Below are 18,785 nucleotides of genomic sequence, written 5' to 3' on the forward strand. Positions count from 1 at the left end.
GCAGGTGGCACCGATCACCCTTTCGTGTGCTTTTCACCAAAGACCTCAAGGGTGATGGGGGCACGACCGACAAAGGATTCGTGAGTACCCTTGCGCACACCATGATGACCGCCGCCCGCCACGCCGACTCCGGCCTCGCCGGCCCGGGCGAACTCGATCGCTACCCCTACGCGGAGACCCCGGGGCCGGACCGCGTCGCAGCGCCCCATTGGGACGGCGCCGACGTCGAGTTGAGCCGCGTCGGCCGTCGCGCGGCCGGCAGCCGAGGCCGGGGCCTGCACGGCCAACTCGTCCAGCAGCTCGGCCAGATGATCGTTTCCGGTGACCTCGGAGCGGACCGCCCGCTGGTCCCCGAGGAGATCGGCCAGCGCTTCGAGGTCTCCCGGACCGTCGTCCGCGAGTCGCTGCGGGTCCTGGAGGCCAAGGGCCTCGTCAGCGCCCGCCCGAACGTCGGCACCCGGGTCCGCCCCGTCGCCGACTGGAACCTGCTCGACCCCGACATCATCGAATGGCGGGCCTTCGGCCCCCAGCGCGACGACCAGCGCCGCGAGCTCAACGAGCTCCGCTGGACCATCGAGCCGCTGGCCGCCCGCCTCGCCGCCGGCCACGGCCGCCCGGACGTCCAGCAGCGCCTCGCCGACATGGTCGAGATCATGGGCCACGCCCTCGGCCAGGGTGACTCGATCACGTTCGCCCGCGCGGACAACGAGTTCCACGCGCTCCTGATCCAGGTCGCAGGCAACCGCATGCTCGAACACCTGCACGGCATCGTCTCCTCCGCACTTCAGGTCTCCGGTACCCCCCTCACGGCGTGCGACCGTCCGGGCGAAACCTGTGTGGCCCACCACGCGCGGATGGTCGAGGCCCTCGCCGCCGGCGACGCGACGGGCGCCGAGAGTGCCATGCGCCAGCTCCTGACGGTGCATCCGGAGGTCGAGCGCGTGGTCCCCGCCCCGCGCGAGCACTGACGGGCCCACGCGCGGGGGCGCGGGGGTGCACGAGGTGTCGCCGGACCCTGAGGTCCCCGGACGGAGTCCGGGCAGGGGCCGGCGACACCGGCGTGCGGCGCCGCATCCCGGTCCGGCAGGAACCGTGCGTATGACCCTATGAGCGGCATTGGCGCATACGGGGTGTGACTCGGGCCACGAATATTGGGCGTAACGCTCTGCGAGGTCACGCGATGACCTAAGAGGTGATGGCCGACGGAGGGAAGACAGCAGCCCTTGCGGGTGCTGTGCAGCTCCCCGGCCCCTGCCCGCGCCCCCGGCCCATCCCCAGTCGGTGGTCGTCGGCTCCGGTCCAGCACCACCAGGCCGGGGTCGGAAGCCGTTCCCATCGTTCCGAGAGGTTGTTCGTGTCGGCCAGCACATCCCGTACGCTCCCGCCGGAGATCGCCGATTCCGAGTCTGTGATGGCGCTCATCGAGCGGGGCAAGGCCGAGGGGCAGATCGCCGGCGATGACGTGCGTCGGGCCTTCGAGGCTGACCAGATTCCTGCGACCCAGTGGAAGAATGTTCTGCGCAGCCTCAACCAGATCCTCGAGGAAGAGGGTGTGACGCTGATGGTCAGTGCCGCGGAGTCGCCCAAGCGCACCACCCGCAAGAGCGTCGCAGCGAAGAGCCCGGCCAAGCGGACGGCGACCGAGCCCGTCGCCAGGAAGACGGCGACGGCGACGGCCCAGCCCTCGCCCACCGCGAGCGCGGCCCCGACGGTCGAGACGGCGGAACCGGAGCCGGCGGACGTCCTCGAGCAGGAGCCCGGAACCGAGCCCACCGCGAAGAAGACGGCGGCCAAGAAGACGGCGGCCAAGAAGGCGGCTCCCGCGAAGAAGGCCGCCGCGAAGAAGACGGCGGCGAAGAAGACCTCCGCCAAGAAGGACACCGACGAGGCCGGCGGCGAGGAGACCCCCGAAGAGGGCCCCGAAGCGGTCAAGGCGGAGGCCGAGGAGGAGGACGAGGGCGGCGAGAACAAGGGCTTCGTCATCTCGGACGACGAGGACGACGCCCCGGCCCAGCAGGTGGTCGTCGCCGGTGCCACCGCCGACCCCGTCAAGGACTACCTCAAGCAGATCGGCAAGGTCCCCCTGCTCAACGCCGAGCAGGAGGTCGAGCTCGCCAAGCGCATCGAGGCCGGTCTCTTCGCCGAGGACAAGCTGGCGAACTCCGACAAGCTGGCACCCAAGCTCAAGCGCGAGCTGGAGATCATCGCGGAGGACGGCCGCCGCGCGAAGAACCACCTGCTGGAGGCCAACCTCCGCCTGGTGGTCTCCCTCGCCAAGCGCTACACCGGCCGCGGCATGCTCTTCCTGGACCTGATCCAGGAAGGCAACCTGGGCCTGATCCGCGCGGTCGAGAAGTTCGACTACACCAAGGGCTACAAGTTCTCCACGTACGCGACCTGGTGGATCCGCCAGGCGATCACGCGCGCCATGGCCGACCAGGCCCGCACCATCCGCATCCCGGTGCACATGGTCGAGGTCATCAACAAGCTCGCCCGCGTGCAGCGCCAGATGCTCCAGGACCTGGGCCGCGAGCCCACCCCGGAGGAGCTGGCCAAGGAACTCGACATGACCCCCGAGAAGGTCATCGAGGTCCAGAAGTACGGCCGGGAGCCGATCTCCCTGCACACCCCGCTGGGTGAGGACGGCGACAGCGAGTTCGGCGACCTCATCGAGGACTCCGAGGCCGTCGTCCCAGCGGACGCGGTCAGCTTCACGCTCCTGCAGGAGCAGCTGCACTCGGTGCTCGACACCCTGAGCGAGCGCGAGGCGGGCGTGGTCTCGATGCGCTTCGGCCTCACGGACGGCCAGCCCAAGACGCTCGACGAGATCGGCAAGGTCTACGGCGTCACCCGCGAGCGCATCCGCCAGATCGAATCGAAGACGATGTCGAAGCTGCGCCACCCCTCGCGGTCCCAGGTCCTGCGCGACTACCTCGACTGACCGGCCCTCCGAGCGGCGGCACCGGCGCCGGCGCGCGCCCGGCGCCGGGGGCGCCACGGGCCTCGCGCTCGCGGGTGCGCTCGGCCGCCGGGCATCCCACTCTGGGTGGAGTCATGCACACTCGGAGTCAGGAGGCCTCATGCGTCGTCCCATTGTCCGCGCCCTGGCGGGAGCGCTGACCCTGGCGGCGGGAGCGGCCGCTGCGCCCCTGGCCCAGGCGCCCCGGGCGGCCGCCGACAGCGTCGTGATCGGCGGCAAGCCGGTGAAGGTCGGCGAGAGCCCCTGGGTGGTGGCCCTCGCCAGCCGTGACCGGTTCGGGGGTACGCGGGGCGGCCAGTTCTGCGGCGGCGTCGTCGTGGCCCCCTCGAAGGTGCTGACAGCGGCCCACTGCCTGGGCCGCGACGTGCTGGGCGGGCCGGTCGAGTCGGTCCGCGACTTCCGGGTGGTCGCCGGTCGCACGGAGCTGCGGGCGGGGGACGGTCGGGAGATCGCCGTCCGTGGCGCGCGGGTGAACCCCGAGTACGACGCCGCGAGCAACGCCGGTGACCTGGCCGTCCTCGAACTCGCCGAGTCACTGCCCGTGCACCATGTGCTCCCCATGGCCACGGCTGGGCACTCCGGCTACGCGCCGGGGACGGCGGCGGCCGTGTACGGCTGGGGCGACACGAGCGGCTTCGGTGACTACGCGTACGGGCTGCGGGCCGCCCCGGTGACCGTCCTGGCGGACGAGGTCTGCGAGCGGGCCTATCCGGGGGACGAGAGCGGGCAGTACCGGGCGGAATCGATGGTGTGCGCGGGCGACGACGGCGGCGGCAAGGACGCCTGCCAGGGGGACAGCGGGGGTCCGCTGGTGGCCCAGGGGCGGCTCATCGGCCTGGTGTCGTGGGGGCGCGGCTGCGGGCGGGCGGACAGCCCGGGGGTGTACACGCGCATCGCTCCGCTCGTCGACTTCGTGACGGGCTCGGAGAGGGGCGCGCAGCCTGCCGGGGTCCGGGAGGGCGGGGCGACCCTCGAGAGGCCCTCCCGGCCCGGTACAGGGCCTGTGGAGGGGTATCGGGCGGCCCGGACGCCGTAGCGAGGGGCCGCGGGGGAGCCGCGGCGGAATCCGGACGTGAGGACGGGCGGCACCCCTGGGTCTCAGGGGTGCCGCCCGTCGACCGGCCTGGCCGGTCCTGGCTCGTCGGATGCGAGGAACAGGCCTGTGTCAGCGGTCCTCGGGTTCGGCCTGGGCGGCCGGAGCGGACGTAAGCCGCTCGGTCTCATCCTGTATTTCCGCGGCGATCTTCTTGAGTTCCGGCTCGAACTTGCGTCCGTGGTGGGCGCAGAAGAGCAGTTCACCACCGCTCAGCAGGACGACGCGCAGATATGCCTGGGCGCCGCAACGGTCGCATCGGTCAGCGGCCGTCAGCGGGGTCGCGGGTGTCAGAACAGTAGTCACGTCGCCTCTTCTCTAGCTCGACGAGCTGTCGTACCAGGGTCAACATCCAACCAGGCCGAAAACGTTCCCGCTCGCGGCTTTTCCTCGAAACTTCCTTCCGAAGCTGGCCGGCTGCTGCCGGTTGGCGGCGAAGGAGCCGTATTGCGTTGCTTTACGGTTTCGCGTTGTCAGTCGTTCGCTCGTTGCAGTTCCATCCTCCCCCGGCGAAGCGCCAGGTTGTTCATGAGGACGTGCCCGAACACTAAATGGTTCATGCCTGGAAGGGAACGTGATGTTTCCTTCACCCCCACGGGGGATCGAACAACCGTGCGGATCTGCACTAGGCTGCCCAACGCGCGAGGGTGGCGTTGCATCGGCTCTACCTGGCCTCGGTACCCTTCGACGGGCAACCGAGCCACCCCTGCGCCCCACCGGGCCAGAAAAGAAATTCAGCGAGGAGCGAACTGCGTGACCGCCGACACGTCCGTGCCTTCCAGCGCGCTGCTGTCCGGAGCAGACCGGGACGGCTCCAACTACACCGCGCGGCACCTGCTCGTCCTCGAAGGGCTGGAGGCAGTCCGCAAGCGCCCCGGCATGTACATCGGCTCCACCGACAGCCGGGGCCTGATGCACTGCCTGTGGGAGATCATCGACAATTCCGTCGATGAGGCCCTGGGCGGCTACTGCGACCACATCGAGGTGATCCTCCACGAGGACGCCTCCGTGGAGGTCCGCGACAACGGCCGCGGCATCCCCGTGGACGTCGAGCCCAAGACCGGCCTGTCCGGCGTCGAGGTCGTCATGACCAAGCTGCACGCCGGCGGCAAGTTCGGCGGCGGCTCCTACGCGGCCTCCGGCGGCCTGCACGGCGTCGGCGCCTCGGTGGTCAACGCCCTCTCGGCCCGGCTGGACGTCGAGGTGGACCGCGGCAGCTCCACGCACGCGATCAGCTTCCGCCGCGGCGTTCCGGGGATGTTCACCGAGCAGGGCCCCGACAGCCCCTTCGACCCCGCGAACGGCCTGCGCAAGATCAAGCGCATCACCAAGGGGAAAACCGGGACCAGGGTCCGTTACTGGGCCGACCGGCAGATCTTCCTCAAGGACGCCCGGCTCAACCTGGAGACGCTCTACCAGCGTGCCCGCCAGACCGCCTTCCTCGTTCCCGGCCTGACCCTGGTCGTCCGCGACGAGCGGGGCATCGACGGGGCGGGCAAGACCGAGGAGACGTTCCGCTTCGATGGGGGCATCAGCGAGTTCTGCGACTACCTCGCCCAGGACAAGGCCGTCTGCGACGTCCTGCGCCTGACTGGTACGGGCACCTTCAAGGAGACCGTCCCGGTCCTCGACGACCGCGGCCACATGACCCCCACCGAGGTCACCCGCGAGCTCGGCGTGGACATCGCCCTGCGCTGGGGCACGGGCTACGAGACCAACGTCAAGTCCTTCGTCAACATCATCGCCACCCCCAAGGGCGGCACCCACGTCTCCGGCTTCGAGCGCTCGGTCACCAAGACCGTCAACGAGGTGCTGCGCTCGGCGAAGCTGCTGCGCGTCGCCGAGGACGACGTCGTCAAGGACGACGCGATGGAGGGCATGACGGCCGTCGTCACCGTCCGCCTCGCCGAGCCCCAGTTCGAGGGCCAGACCAAGGAGGTCCTCGGCACCTCGGCCGCGACCCGGATCGTCTCCGCCGTGGTCGCCAAGGAGCTGAAGGCCTTCCTCACCTCCACCAAGCGCGACGACAAGCAGCAGGCGCGCTCGGTGATGGAGAAGATCGTCGCGGCGGCCCGGACCAGGATCGCCGCCCGCCAGCACAAGGAGGCGCAGCGCCGCAAGACCGCGCTGGAGTCCTCCTCGCTGCCGGCCAAGCTCGCCGACTGCCGCAGCGACGACGTGGACCGCAGCGAGCTCTTCATCGTCGAGGGGGACTCCGCCCTCGGCACGGCGAAGCTCGCCCGCAACTCCGAGTTCCAGGCGCTCCTGCCCATCCGCGGCAAGATCCTCAACGTCCAGAAGTCCTCGGTCTCCGACATGCTCAAGAACGCCGAGTGCGGGGCGATCATCCAGGTCATAGGAGCGGGCTCGGGCCGGACCTTCGACATCGACGCCGCCCGCTACGGCAAGATCGTCCTGCTCGTCGACGCCGATGTGGACGGCGCGCACATCCGCTGCCTGCTGCTCACGCTCTTCCAGCGGTACATGCGTCCGATGGTCGAGGCGGGCCGGGTGTTCGCGGCCGTGCCGCCGCTGCACCGGATCGAGCTGGTCCAGCCGAAGAAGGGCCAGGACAAGTACGTCTACACCTACTCGGACAACGAACTGCGCCAGACCCTGCTCGAGTACCAGCGCAAGAACATCCGGTACAAGGACTCGATCCAGCGCTACAAGGGCCTCGGCGAGATGGACGCGGACCAGCTGGCGGAGACCACGATGGACCCCCGCTTCCGGACCCTGCGCAGGATCAACATCGGCGACCTCGACTCGGCCGAGACGGTCTTCGACCTGCTCATGGGCAACGAGGTGGCCCCGCGCAAGGAGTTCATCACCAGCTCCGCGGCCACCTTGGACCGCTCGCGCATCGACGCCTGACACGGCGGGGGTTCCTCGCACACCGCCGCTCTTCGCTCCATCACCTGAAGGAGTGAAGAGCGACGGGACGCCAGTCCGGAAAGCGACCACCCGGCACATCCTTGGGAGCACGCGGCCACTGCGGCGGCGGACAAGGAGAGTTCGGTGGACAAGCACGCAGGTCGCGATGCCGGAACGATCCGGCTGGACGACCCCTGGTACGACGCGCTGGCCGTCGGATGGGGCGAGGGCGGGGACAGCGCCCCGCCCCACCCGGCCCCCGGCGGGCACCCCGCGCACGGCGCGGCCGACATCTACCTCGAAGTGCAGCGCAGCGCGGCCTTCCAGGAAGTCCGCAGCCGCTACCGAGGGTTCGTCGTCCCGGCGACCGCCGGCTTCTTCCTCTGGTACGTCGCCTACGTGGTCGCCGCCACCGCGGCGCCCGGCCTGATGGCCCGGCCCGTCGCGGGTGCGGTCAACGTGGCCATGGTGGCGGGGCTCGGCCAGTTCCTCAGCACCTTCCTGCTGACCTGGGCCTACGCCCGGCATGCGCGGCTGCGCCGGGACCGGGCCGCCCTCGACCTGCGCTGGACCGTCTTCGAGCAGGAGCGGGGCCAGGAGCGGAACCGGGCGAAGGGGGCCGGCCGGTGACCACCGAGCACCAGACGCTCGCGCTGATCCTCTTCAGTGTGTTCATCGCGGTGACCCTGGGCATCACCACCTGGGTCAGCCGCAACCGGCACGGCTCGGCGGAGGAGTTCTACGCGGGCGGGCGGCTGTTCTCCCCCATGGAGAACGGGTTCGCCATCGCGGGCGACTACATGTCCGCCGCCTCCTTCCTCGGCATCTCCGGACTGATCGCCCTCTTCGGCTACGACGGAATGCTGTACTCGGTGGGGTTCCTCGTCGCCTGGCTGGTGGTGCTCTTCCTGGTCGCCGAACTCGTCCGCAACTGCGGGCGCTTCACCCTCGCCGACGTGGTCGCCGCCCGGATGAGCGAGCGGCCCGTGCGCATCGCGGCGGGCACCTCCTCGGTCGTCGTGTCCGTGCTGTACCTGGTCGCGCAGATGGTGGGCGCGGCCAGCCTGGTCGGCCTGCTGCTCGGGAGCTCCACCGCCACGGCCCGTACGCTCGCGGTGATCGGCGTCGGCGCCCTGATGGTGGTCTACGTGTCCTTCGGCGGGATGCGCGCCACCACCTGGATCCAGATCGTGAAGGCCGTGCTGCTGATGGGCGGGGCGGTCACCCTGACCGTGCTCGTGCTCCTGCGCTTCCACGGGAACTTCGACCAGCTGCTCACCACCGCCGCCGACCGCAGCGGGCACGGGCCGCGCTTCCTCGCCCCCGGTCTGAAGTACGGCGGGGACTGGACCGCCCGCTTCGATTTCATGAGCCTGGGCCTCGCGCTGGTCCTCGGCACCGCCGGGCTGCCGCACATCCTGTCGCGCTTCTACACCGTGCCCACGGCCCGGGCCGCCCGCCGGTCGGTGGTGTGGGCGATCGCGCTGATCGGCGGCTTCTACCTGATGACCATCGTGCTCGGCTTCGGTGCGGCGGCCCTGCTGGGACCGGATCAGGTGCGGGCTTCCAACGCTTCGGGGAACACGGCGGTCCCGCTGCTCGCGGCCTTCCTCGGCGGCGGCGCCGGCTCCACCGGGGGCGCGGTGCTGTTCGCCTTCGTGGCCGCCATCGCGTTCGCCACCATCCTCGCCGTGGTCGCCGGGATCACCCTCGCCTCCTCCGCGTCGGTGGCCCACGACCTGTACGCCTCCCTCAAGCGGCGGCACGCCCGGCAGCGCAGCGAGGTCGCCGTGGCCCGGGCGGCGGCCGTGGGGATCGGCGCGGTGGCGATCGCGCTGGGGCTGCTCGCCCAGGACCTCAACGTGGCCTTCCTGGTGGGGCTGGCCTTCGCGGTGGCCGCCTCTGCCAACCTGCCGGTGCTGCTGTACTCGCTCTTCTGGCGGTCCTTCACCACGCGCGGGGCCGTCTGGTCGGTGTACGGGGGCCTGGTTCCGGCGGTCCTGCTGGTCGTGCTGTCGCCGGTGGTCTCGGGGAGCCCGGAATCCCTCTTCCCCGCCGTGGACTTCCAGCTCTTCCCCCTGCAGAACCCGGGCATCGTCTCGATCCCGCTGGGGTTCGTGGCGGGCTGGCTCGGCACCCTCACCTCCGGGGAGGAGGCGGATGAGCGCAGGCACGCGGAGACAGAGGTGCGTTCGCTGACCGGAGCCGGGGCGGTGTGAGTGCGGTTCAGGAGGGGTCGGAGGGGCGCCAGGCGTAGCGGTGCTCGGGGCGGCCGGTCTCGCCGTAGCGCAGGGCGAGCGTGACGCGGCCGGTGCGGTCCAGCAGTTTCAGGTAGCGCTGGGCGGTCTGGCGGCTGATGCCCGCGCGGTCGGCGATCTGCTGGGTGGAGAGCGGGCCCTCGGCCGTCAGCAGGACCTGGCGGACGGCTTCCGCCGTGGTGGGGGAGTGGCCCTTGGGGAGGTCGTTGAGGGACGCGGCCGCGGCCAGGGCGCCGAAGATGCGGTCCACCTCGGCCTGTTCGGCCTCACCGCCGGTCTCCAGCGTGCGGCGCAGTGTCCCGTACGCCTCCAACTTCGTGCGCAGACCCGCGAAGGTGAAGGGTTTGACCAGGTACTGCAGGGCGCCCAGGCGCATGGCGGCCTGGACGGTGGCCAGGTCGCGGGCGGCCGTCACCATGATCACATCGGTGTTCAGGCCCCGTTCGCGCAGGCGACGCACGAGGTCGAGGCCGTGGCCGTCCGGGAGGTAGTGGTCGAGGAGGATCAGGTCCACGGGCTGTGCCGTGAGGAACTCCATTGCCTCGACCGCCGAATGCACCTGGGAGGCGACCCGGAAACCGGGAACCTTCGCCACGTAAGCCGCGTTGATCCGGGCAACACGCATGTCGTCGTCGACGACCAATACGTGGATCGGGGACTCGTTCACCGCAGGGCCTCCGGGAGTACGACGGAGAACTCCGCCCCTCCGTCCGCTGCCCCGCCGGCCCGGGCGCTGCCGCCCTGGCGTTCCGCGAGACGCCGTACGAGGGCGAGGCCCAGCCCGCGCTCGCGGTGGGCTGTGGGCTGCTTGGTCGACCAGCCCTCCGTGAAGATCTCCTCGCGCCGTGCGGCAGGAACGCCGGGGCCGCTGTCGCGCACCCGCAGGACGGCGGTGCGGCCCTGCGCGCTGAGCTCCACCTCGACCAGGGGCGCCGCCGATCCGGCGGCGGCGTCCAAGGCGTTGTCCACCAGGTTGCCGAGGATGGTGACGAGCCCCCCGGGGGCGACCACGCGGTCGGGGAGGAAGGTGGCCGCGGCCAGGCGCAAGGGGACGCCGCGCTCCGCCGCGACCGCCGCCTTGCCCACGAGCAGGGCTGCCAGCAGGGGGTCGCGGACCTTCTCGGTGACCTGTTCGGCGGTGGTGCGGTGCACCCCGACGACCTCCGTGACGAACTCCGCGGCCTCCTGGTGCAACCCCAGCTCCAGCAGGCCGAGGAGGGTGTGGAGGCGGTTCGCGTGCTCGTGGTCCTGGGCGCGCAGGGCGTCGATCAGGCCCCGGGTGGAGTCGAGCTCCCGGCCCAGGTGCTCGAGCTCGGTGCGGTCGCGCAGGGTGGCGACGGCGCCGCCGTCCTCCGTGGGCATCCGGTTGGCGACCAGGACCCGCGGACCCTGGACGGCGACCAGGTCGCGGCCCGTGACCCGGCCGGCAAGGACGTCGGCGGTGCGGCCCGCGCCCAGTACCTCCTCCAGCGGGCGCCCGGCGAGGGAGGCGGCGGACTCCGGCGCCAGGCCGAGCAGGCGGGCGGCCTCGTCGTTGACCAGCCGGATCCGGTCCGTGCGGTCCAGGGCGATCACACCCTCGCGGATGGAGTGCAGCATCGCCTCGCGCTCGGCGAGCAGGCCCGCGATATCGGAGAAGGCGAGGTCACGGGTCTGCCGGTGGATCCTGCGGGACAGCAGGTAGGCGGCGAGGGCGCCCACCGCGAGTGCTCCGCCCGCGTAGGCCAGCAGGCCGGGGATGGCTCCGAGCAGCCGGTCGCGGACGCCGTCGTAGGCGATGCCGACCGAGACCGCGCCGACGATCTCGCCGTCGGCGGCCAGCAGCGGCACCTTGCCGCGGGCCGAGCGGCCCAGGGTCCCGTCGTCGATCTCCATGACCTCGCGGCCCGCCAGGGCGTCCCCGGGATCGGTGGAGACGGGCAGCCCGATCCGGTCGGGGCTGGGGTGCGAGCGGCGGATGCCGTCCAGGTCGAGGACGACCACGTACTCGGCGCCGGTGGCGCGGCGGACCCGTTCGGCCGTGGACTGCACAGGGCTGTCCTCGGAGGCCCGGGAAGCCAGTAGGTCGGCGGCGAGCGAGGGGTCGGCCGCCGCGCTCTGCGCGATGGCCAGGGCGCGGCGCATGGCCTGGTCGTCCAGCTGCGCGCTCAGTGGCGCCAGGAACAGCCCGGTGGCCAGCAGAACGACCCCGCCGGCGATGGCCAGCTGGGTCAGCAGGATCTGCGAGACGGCCCGTCTGGGCAGCCCGAGGCGCCGAGCGCTCATGAGGGGGAACCGCATGAGAAGCAACGGTAGGTCGGCTTGGGCCACCAGCGGAATTCCCTCGTGCACGCAAATCACTTGCGTGGTTTGCGTGCAGCTTGCGCAAAGGATGAGGCCAGGAATGTGCGGTCAGAGTGGTAGACGACTGGGCACTGCTCTGCAATTCTCGCACGGCACTCCGCAAATTCCTGTCTCACCTGGTTCAGAAAACCCATGCCGAGGGACGAGGACACATGAGAAGGCTCACCTGGAGGTGGCGGGCACTCGCCGCCGTCCTCACCACACTCCTGCTGACGACGGGCTGGCCCGCCCTGACCGCGGTGGCCGCCGGTGGTCCGAGCATCGCCGCGGGCCGCCCCGCGACCGCGAGCAGCAGCAATGGCGCCTACGGGCCCGCTCACATCACCGATGGCGACCAGTCGACCTACTGGGAGAGCGCCGGCGGGACCCTCCCGCAATGGGTGCAGACGGATCTCGGCGCGACCACCCGCGTCGACCAGGTCGTGCTCAAACTGCCCGCGACCTGGGAGAGCCGCAACCAGACCCTGTCTGTCCAGGGCAGCGCCGACGGCACCTCCTTCAGCACCCTGGTCGGCTCCGCCTCCCACACCTTCAGCCCGGCCGGCGGCAACGCGGTGACCCTCACCTTCCCCGCCACCCAGACCCGGTACGTGCGGATCGACATCACCGCGAACACCGGCTGGCAGGCCGCGCAGCTGTCCGAACTGGAGGTCCGCACCCCCGGCGGTTCCTCCGCCAACCTGGCGCTCGGCAAGACCCTGACCGCCAGTAGCAGCACCCAGGTCTACCTCCCGGCGAACGCCAACGACGGGAACACCGCCAGCTACTGGGAGAGCGCCAACAACGCCCTGCCCCAGTGGATCCAGGCCGACCTCGGGGCCTCCGTCCGCGTGGACCGCGTGGTCCTGCGGCTGCCCGAGGGCTGGGGGCCGCGCACCCAGACGCTGAAACTCCAGGGCAGCGCCAACGGCTCGGAGTTCACCGACCTGACCGCCTCGCGCGGGTACGACTTCAACGCGGCCGGCGGCAACGCCGCCACCCTCACCTTCGACCCGGCCACCACCCGCTACGTCCGCGTGCTGATCTCGCTCAACTCCGCCCAGCCGGGCGGCCAGCTCTCCGAGCTGGAGATCTACGGCCCGCAGACCGGTGACACCCAGGCACCCACGGCTCCGGCCGCGCTCGCGCACAGCGAGCCCGACACCGGCCAGATCAAGCTGACCTGGCAGGCGGCCACCGACAACGTCGGCGTCACCGGCTACGAGGTCTTCGCCGACAACCAGCTGCGCACCACCGTCGCCGGGAACGTCACCACCTACACCGACACCCAGCCCGCGGGCGCCACCGTCAGCTACTTCGTGCGTGCCAAGGACGCCGCCGGCAACCAGTCCCCGAACAGCAACACCGTCACCCGCACCGGGAACACCGGTGACACCCAGGCACCGACCGCTCCCGGCTCGCTCGCCCTCACCGAGCCCGCCACCGGCCAGATCAAGCTGACCTGGCAGGCGGCCACCGACAACGTCGGCGTCACCGGCTACGAGGTCTTCGCCGACAACCAGCTGCGCACCACCGTCGCCGGAAGCGCCACCACCTACACCGACACCCAGCCCGCGGGCGCCACCGTCAGCTACTTCGTGCGCGCCAAGGACGCCGCCGGCAACCGCTCCGGCAACAGCAACACCGTGACCCGCAACGGAAACGGAGGCGGCGGGTCCAACCTCGCCGTCGGCAAGCCGATCACCGGCTCCTCGGTGATCCACACCTTCGTCGCGGAGAACGCCAACGACAACAGCACCAGCACGTACTGGGAGGGTGCGGCGGGGGCCTACCCGAGCACCCTCACGGTGAAGCTCGGAGCCAACGCCGACCTCAGCCGCCTCGTCCTCAGGCTCAACCCGGACAGCGCCTGGGGCGCCCGTACCCAGACCATCCAGGTCCTCGGGCGGGAGCAGGGAGCCTCCGGGGCCACCTCCCTGGTCGCGGCCAGGGACTACGCCTTCGACCCGGCCTCCGGCAACACCGTCACCATCCCGCTGACCGCCCGCGTCGCGGACGTGCAACTGCGCTTCACGGCCAACACCGGATCGTCCAACGGGCAGCTCGCCGAGTTCCAGGTCATCGGCGTCCCGGCGCCCAACCCCGACCTGGAGGTCAGCGCGCTGAGCGCCGCCCCGGCCAACCCGGTCGAGTCGGACGCCGTCACCCTCTCCGCCACCGTCAAGAACAGCGGGCCGGCCGCGGCCGCGGCCACCTCCGTCTCGTTCCAGCTGGGCGGCGCCCGGGCGGGCACGGCGAACGTGCCCGCGCTCGCCGCGGGGGCGACGACCACGGTCACCGCCGGGATCGGCCCGCGGGACGCCGGGACGTACCCGCTCGGCGCGGTGGTGGACGAGGCGAACACCGTCGTCGAGCAGAACGACAGCAACAACTCCTTCACCGGGCCGCCGCTGGTGGTTCGGCCGGTCGACAGTTCCGACCTGGTCGCCTCCGCGGTGGGCTGGTCGCCCGGCGCCCCCTCCGCGGGGCAGCCGGTGAGCTTCACCGTCACGGTGAAGAACCAGGGCACGGTGGCGGCCGCCGCCGGCGCGCACGGGATCACCCTCACCTTGCAGGACGCGGCCGGCGCCACCGTCCGTACCCTGGCGGGCTCCTTCAGCGGCCCCCTCGCGGCGGGCGCCTCCTCGGCCCCGGTCGCGCTCGGCAGCTGGCCGGCCGCCGACGGCAAGTACACCGTCAAGGTGGTCCTCGCCGACGACGCCAACGAACTGCCGGTCAAGCGCGGCAACAACGTCTCCACCAAGCCGCTCTTCGTGGGCCGCGGGGCGAACATGCCCTTCGACATGTACGAGGCGGAGGACGCGGCCGTCGGCGGCGGGGCCGCCGTGGTCGGCCCCAACCGTACGATCGGTGACATCGCGGGCGAGGCCTCGGGCCGCAAGGCCGTGAACCTCGACGCCACCGGCGAGTACGTCGAGTTCACCACCCGGGCCGCGACCAACACCCTGGTCACGCGGTTCTCCATCCCGGACGCCCCGGGCGGCGGGGGCATCGACTCCACCATCAACGTCTACGTCAACGGCACGCTCAAGAAGGCGCTGCCGCTGACCTCCAAGTACGCCTGGCTGTACGGCGCGGAGGCCTCTCCGGGCAACTCGCCCGGCTCGGGCGCCCCGCGCCACATCTACGACGAGGCCAACATCCTGCTGGGCGAGACCGTCCCGCAGGGGAGCAGGATCCGCCTGCAGAAGGACGCGGCGAACACCTCCACCTACGCGATCGACTTCGTCAGCCTGGAGCTGGCCGTCCAGCTCCCCAACCCGGACCCGACCAGCTACGCCGTGCCCGCCGGCTTCACCCACCAGGACGTGCAGAACGCCCTGGACAAGGTCCGGATGGACCCCACCGGCAAGCTCGTCGGCGTCTACCTGCCGCCGGGTGACTACCAGACGGCGAGCAAGTTCCAGGTCTACGGCAAGGCCGTGCAGGTGGCGGGCGCCGGGCCGTGGTTCACCCGCTTCCACGCCCCGTCCTCGCAGGACAACACGGACATCGGCTGGCGGGCGGAGGGCACGGCGAAGGGTTCGTCCTTCTCCGGCTTCGGCTACTTCGGCAACTACACCTCGCGCATCGACGGCCCGGGCAAGGTCTTCGACTTCTCCAACGTCTCCGACATCACGATCGACAACATCTGGAACGAGCACATGGTGTGCCTGTACTGGGGTGCCAACACCGACCGGATGACCATCAAGAACGCGCGGATCCGCAACATGTTCGCCGACGGGATCAACATGACCAACGGCTCCACGGACAACCTCGTGACGAACAACGAGGCGCGGGCCACGGGCGACGACAGCTTCGCGCTGTTCTCCGCGATCGACGCGGGCGGCGCCGACATGAAGAACAACGTCTACGAGAACCTGACCACGATCCTGACCTGGCGCGCGGCCGGTATCGCCGTCTACGGCGGCTACAACAACACCTTCCGCAACATCCACATCGCCGACACCCTCGTCTACTCGGGCATCACCATCAGCTCGCTGGACTTCGGCTACCCGATGAACGGCTTCGGCACGGATCCGACGACCTTCGAGAACATCTCGGTCGTCCGGTCGGGAGGCCACTTCTGGGGGGCGCAGACCTTCCCCGGCATCTGGCTGTTCTCGGCGTCGAAGGTGTTCCAGGGAATCCGGATCAACAACGTCGACATCGTCGACCCGACCTACAGCGGAATCATGTTCCAGACGCAGTACGTCGGCGGGCAGCCGGTCAACCCCATCAAGGACACCGTCCTGCGGGACATCACCATCACGGGGGCGAAGAAGAGCGGCGACGCCTTCGATGCGAAGTCCGGTTTCGGCGTCTGGGCGAACGAGATGCCCGAGGCGGGGCAGGGACCGGCGGTCGGTGAGGTCACGTTCCACAACCTGAAGACGAGCGACAACGCCGTGGACATACGCAACACGACCTCGACGTTCCGGATCAACCGGCTGCCCTAGCGGGGCCTGCGCCCGGGCGGGGCACCCGTGGGGTGTCCCGCCCTGCCGTCCGCCCGACCCCTTTCGGAGCCGGTCCGCGTACGTCAAACTGGCTGCAATCGGCCTGCAAGGAACTTGCATGGCTTGCGCTAGTCTTGCGCACATGACGCGACGACTTGCTCAAGTGGCGAAGAAGGTGGGGGTCAGCGAGGCAACGGTCAGCCGGGTGCTCAACGGCAAGCCGGGCGTCTCGGAGGCGACCCGCCAGTCCGTGCTCACCGCGCTGGACGTCCTCGGGTACGAGCGCCCCACCCAGCTGCGCGGCGAGCGCGCCCGCCTGGTCGGGCTGGTCCTGCCGGAGCTGCAGAACCCCATCTTCCCCGCCTTCGCCGAGGTCATCGGAGGCGCGCTGGCCCAGCAGGGGCTGACCCCGGTGCTGTGCACGCAGACCACCGGCGGGGTCTCGGAAGCCGACTACGTGGAACTGCTGCTCCAGCAGCAGGTGTCCGGGGTCGTCTTCGCCGGCGGTCTCTTCGCGCAGGCCGACGCACCGCACGAGCACTACCGGCTGCTGTCCGAACGCAAGGTTCCGGTGGTCCTCATCAACGCCTCGATCGAGGATCTCGGCTTCCCGTGCGTGGCCTGCGACGACGCGGTGGCGGTCGAACAGGCCTGGCGGCACCTGGCCTCCCTGGGCCACGAGCGGATCGGCCTGGTGCTGGGTCCGCCCGACCACATGCCTTCGCTGCGTAAGCTGGTGGCCGCCCAGGCGGTGGCCACCGCGGCCGGCGCCGAACTGCCGGCCGACCATGTGGAGCGGGCGCTGTTCTCCCTGGAAGGGGGCCATGCGGCCGCCTCACGACTGCTGGACCGGGGGGTCACCGGCATCATCTGCGCGAGCGACCCGCTGGCGCTGGGCGCGGTGCGGGCGGCCCGCCGCCGCGGGCTGGCCGTGCCCCGGCAGGTCTCCGTCGTCGGTTATGACGACTCGGCCTTCATGAACTGCACCGAGCCGCCCCTGACCACCGTCCGCCAGCCCATCGAGGCGATGGGCCGGGCCGCCGTGGAACTGCTGACCGCGCAGATCCAGGGGGCCGCCGTACAGCCGGGTGAGCTGCTCTTCGAACCCGAGCTGGTGGTCCGCGGCTCCACCGCGCAGGCACCGCGCGGTTAGCCACCCTGCGCCGGGGCAACGCCGGCGACGGCGGTGCCCAGGGCTCCGTGAACGTCCTTCCGACGTTTCCGGAGCCCTTTTTGCGTTCCTCGACGGGTGCCCGCGCGCGGTCTGTCGATGTATTACGAAATCTGCGCGAGATCTTGCGTACATCTGTCGGCGGTGGTTGAGTGTGCCGCGCTCGCCCCCACGCCTCCTGCCCGATGCTCGAAGGGGACCACCGATGAGATCCCACGTCCGCCGTACCGCCGCGGCCGCTCTCGCCTCCGCACTCGCCGTGACCGCCCTCGCGGCCTGTGGCACCAGCAGCAGCGGTGACGACCGGCCCCGGTCCGCCGGCGGTTCCGCCGACGCCTCCGCCCCGCTCGACCCGAAGACGAAGGTCACGCTCTCCATCGACTGCATGCCGCCCGCGGCGAAGGCGGCCGAGCTCAAGGAGTGGAAGGAGGACGTGGCGGAGTTCAACAAGACCTACCCGAACGTCACGATCGAGGGCCGCTCCACCCCCGGCCAGTGCCTGGAACCGCCGCGTTTCACCGCGATGCTGAAGGCCAAGTCCCAGCCGGACGTCTTCTACGCGTACTTCACCGACCTCCAGCAGGTGCTGGACCACGACGGGGCCGAGGACATCACGGCGTACGTCACCCCCGCCTCGGTGCCCGCGCTCGGCGACATCGACAAGAACGTCCTGGACGTCCTCAAGCGGGACGGGAAGCTGTACGGCGTGCCGACCAGCAACTACACGATGGGCCTGCTGGTCAACCGCAAGCTCTTCCAGCAGGCGGGCCTCGACCCCGACACCCCGCCGCGCAGCTGGGAGGAGGTCCGGGCGGCCGCGAAGAAGATCGCCTCGCTGGGCAACGGGGTCGCCGGCTTCGGCGAGTACAGCGTCGAGAACACCGGCGGCTGGCACTTCACGGCCACCTTGTACGGCATGGGCGGCGATGTCGTCGGCGCCGACGGCAAGGCCGCCTTCAACAACCCCACGGGCAGGCAGATCGTCGACAACCTGCGCGCCATGCGCTGGGAGGACGACAGCATGGGCCGGACCCAACTCCTCAAGTGGGGAGACCTGCAGAAGCAGATGGCCTCGGACAAGCTCGGCATGTTCCTCGCCGCGCCCGACGACATCACCTACATGGTCCAGCAGCTCGGTGCGGAGTACGACAACTTCGGCATGGGGCCGATCCCCGGCGGCGCCGCCACCCTGGCCGGCGGCAACGGCTACATGATCAAGAAGGGCAGCTCTCCCGACAAGGTCAAGGCCGCCATCGCCTGGCTGAACTTCAAGACCCTCTCGGTCGGCAAGGGCCAGTTCCAGTACGACCGCAGCAAGGCCGACGGCCTCCCGGTCGGCCTTCCGCAGCCCGCGTTCTTCACCGGCGCCAGCAAGGCCAAGGACGACGAGCTCAAGGCGGCGAGCGCCACCATGCCCGTCGCCAACTTCAAGGCGTTCCTGGACAACCCCGTGCCCGGCAAGCCGGAACCGGTGAAGGCGCAGGAGGTCTACAAGGTCCTCGACAAGGTGATGTCGGGTGTCCTCACCAACAAGGACGCGGATCCCGCGCAACTCCTCGGCGACGCCGAGAAGGCGGTCAACCAGGTGCTGGGGAACCAGTAGCGGCGGCCGGGGGTCCCCGCCGGG

Annotated in this window: 12 protein-coding genes; 9 read left to right on the forward strand and 3 right to left on the reverse strand. The window is 70.7% G+C overall.

Features of this window, described 5'->3' with window-relative positions:
* Positions 1 to 26 precede the first annotated feature (26 nt).
* The 3 genes from AC07FY_RS24965 to AC07FY_RS24975 all read left to right on the forward strand — a co-directional run bounded on the left by AC07FY_RS24965 (position 27) and on the right by AC07FY_RS24975 (position 4,016).
* Positions 27 to 968, forward strand: a complete 942-nt coding sequence (locus AC07FY_RS24965) for a FadR/GntR family transcriptional regulator (RefSeq protein ID WP_479009925.1) — start codon at positions 27 to 29, stop codon at positions 966 to 968.
* 380 nt (positions 969 to 1,348) lie between these two features.
* Positions 1,349 to 2,941: an RNA polymerase sigma factor gene (locus AC07FY_RS24970; protein WP_479009928.1), complete on the forward strand. Its 1,593-nt coding sequence runs from the start codon at positions 1,349 to 1,351 to the stop codon at positions 2,939 to 2,941.
* Between the two features lie 139 nt (positions 2,942 to 3,080).
* Positions 3,081 to 4,016, forward strand: a complete 936-nt coding sequence (locus AC07FY_RS24975; protein WP_479009929.1) for a serine protease — start codon at positions 3,081 to 3,083, stop codon at positions 4,014 to 4,016.
* Between the two features lie 129 nt (positions 4,017 to 4,145).
* Here AC07FY_RS24975 and AC07FY_RS24980 read toward each other — a convergent pair whose 3' ends face one another.
* Positions 4,146 to 4,379 (reverse strand): DUF7455 domain-containing protein, encoded by a 234-nt coding sequence (locus AC07FY_RS24980; protein WP_073909852.1) that lies wholly within the window; start codon positions 4,377 to 4,379, stop codon positions 4,146 to 4,148.
* A gap of 447 nt (positions 4,380 to 4,826) precedes the next feature.
* Here AC07FY_RS24980 and AC07FY_RS24985 point away from each other — a divergent pair, with 447 nt between their 5' ends.
* The 3 genes from AC07FY_RS24985 to AC07FY_RS24995 all read left to right on the forward strand — a co-directional run bounded on the left by AC07FY_RS24985 (position 4,827) and on the right by AC07FY_RS24995 (position 9,166).
* Entirely contained in the window at positions 4,827 to 6,947 is a 2,121-nt protein-coding gene (locus AC07FY_RS24985; protein ID WP_479009933.1) for a DNA gyrase/topoisomerase IV subunit B, read from the forward strand.
* Between the two features lie 144 nt (positions 6,948 to 7,091).
* Positions 7,092 to 7,577, forward strand: coding sequence for a DUF485 domain-containing protein (locus AC07FY_RS24990; RefSeq protein WP_479009936.1), 486 nt, complete (start codon positions 7,092 to 7,094; stop codon positions 7,575 to 7,577).
* Entirely contained in the window at positions 7,574 to 9,166 is a 1,593-nt protein-coding gene (locus AC07FY_RS24995) for a solute symporter family protein (RefSeq protein ID WP_479009939.1), read from the forward strand. Before AC07FY_RS24990 ends, AC07FY_RS24995 begins: the two co-directional genes overlap by 4 nt.
* A 7-nt stretch (positions 9,167 to 9,173) precedes the next feature.
* Here AC07FY_RS24995 and AC07FY_RS25000 read toward each other — a convergent pair whose 3' ends face one another.
* Both AC07FY_RS25000 and AC07FY_RS25005 read right to left on the reverse strand, forming a co-directional pair.
* Entirely contained in the window at positions 9,174 to 9,872 is a 699-nt protein-coding gene (locus tag AC07FY_RS25000; protein ID WP_479009941.1) for a DUF7342 family protein, read from the reverse strand.
* Positions 9,869 to 11,470, reverse strand: coding sequence for an ATP-binding protein (locus AC07FY_RS25005; RefSeq protein ID WP_479009943.1), 1,602 nt, complete (start codon positions 11,468 to 11,470; stop codon positions 9,869 to 9,871). The genes AC07FY_RS25000 and AC07FY_RS25005 overlap by 4 nt, the downstream gene beginning before the upstream one ends.
* 230 nt (positions 11,471 to 11,700) lie before the next feature.
* Between AC07FY_RS25005 and AC07FY_RS25010 the strand changes: the two genes are divergently transcribed.
* The 3 genes from AC07FY_RS25010 to AC07FY_RS25020 all read left to right on the forward strand — a co-directional run bounded on the left by AC07FY_RS25010 (position 11,701) and on the right by AC07FY_RS25020 (position 18,761).
* Positions 11,701 to 15,987: a galactose-binding domain-containing protein gene (locus AC07FY_RS25010; RefSeq protein ID WP_479009946.1), complete on the forward strand. Its 4,287-nt coding sequence runs from the start codon at positions 11,701 to 11,703 to the stop codon at positions 15,985 to 15,987.
* 142 nt (positions 15,988 to 16,129) lie between these two features.
* Positions 16,130 to 17,140, forward strand: coding sequence for a LacI family DNA-binding transcriptional regulator (locus AC07FY_RS25015; protein WP_479009949.1), 1,011 nt, complete (start codon positions 16,130 to 16,132; stop codon positions 17,138 to 17,140).
* Positions 17,141 to 17,363: 223 nt separating this feature from the next.
* Positions 17,364 to 18,761, forward strand: a complete 1,398-nt coding sequence (locus tag AC07FY_RS25020; protein ID WP_479009952.1) for an ABC transporter substrate-binding protein — start codon at positions 17,364 to 17,366, stop codon at positions 18,759 to 18,761.
* Positions 18,762 to 18,785: the final 24 nt, after the last annotated feature.

The sequence above is a fragment of the Streptomyces sp. NPDC045967 genome (assembly GCF_056430495.1).

Bases quoted from the DNA above. Each gene is read 5' to 3' on its own strand.
- AC07FY_RS24975 (WP_479009929.1), top strand. From the start codon at position 3,081: ATGCGTCGTCCCATTGTCCGCGCCCTGGCGGGAGCGCTGACCCTGGCG.
- AC07FY_RS25005 (WP_479009943.1), bottom strand. From the start codon at position 11,470: ATGAGCGCTCGGCGCCTCGGGCTGCCCAGACGGGCCGTCTCGCAGATC.
- AC07FY_RS25015 (WP_479009949.1), top strand. From the start codon at position 16,130: ATGACGCGACGACTTGCTCAAGTGGCGAAGAAGGTGGGGGTCAGCGAG.
- AC07FY_RS25020 (WP_479009952.1), top strand. From the start codon at position 17,364: ATGAGATCCCACGTCCGCCGTACCGCCGCGGCCGCTCTCGCCTCCGCA.
- AC07FY_RS25010 (WP_479009946.1), top strand. From the start codon at position 11,701: ATGAGAAGGCTCACCTGGAGGTGGCGGGCACTCGCCGCCGTCCTCACC.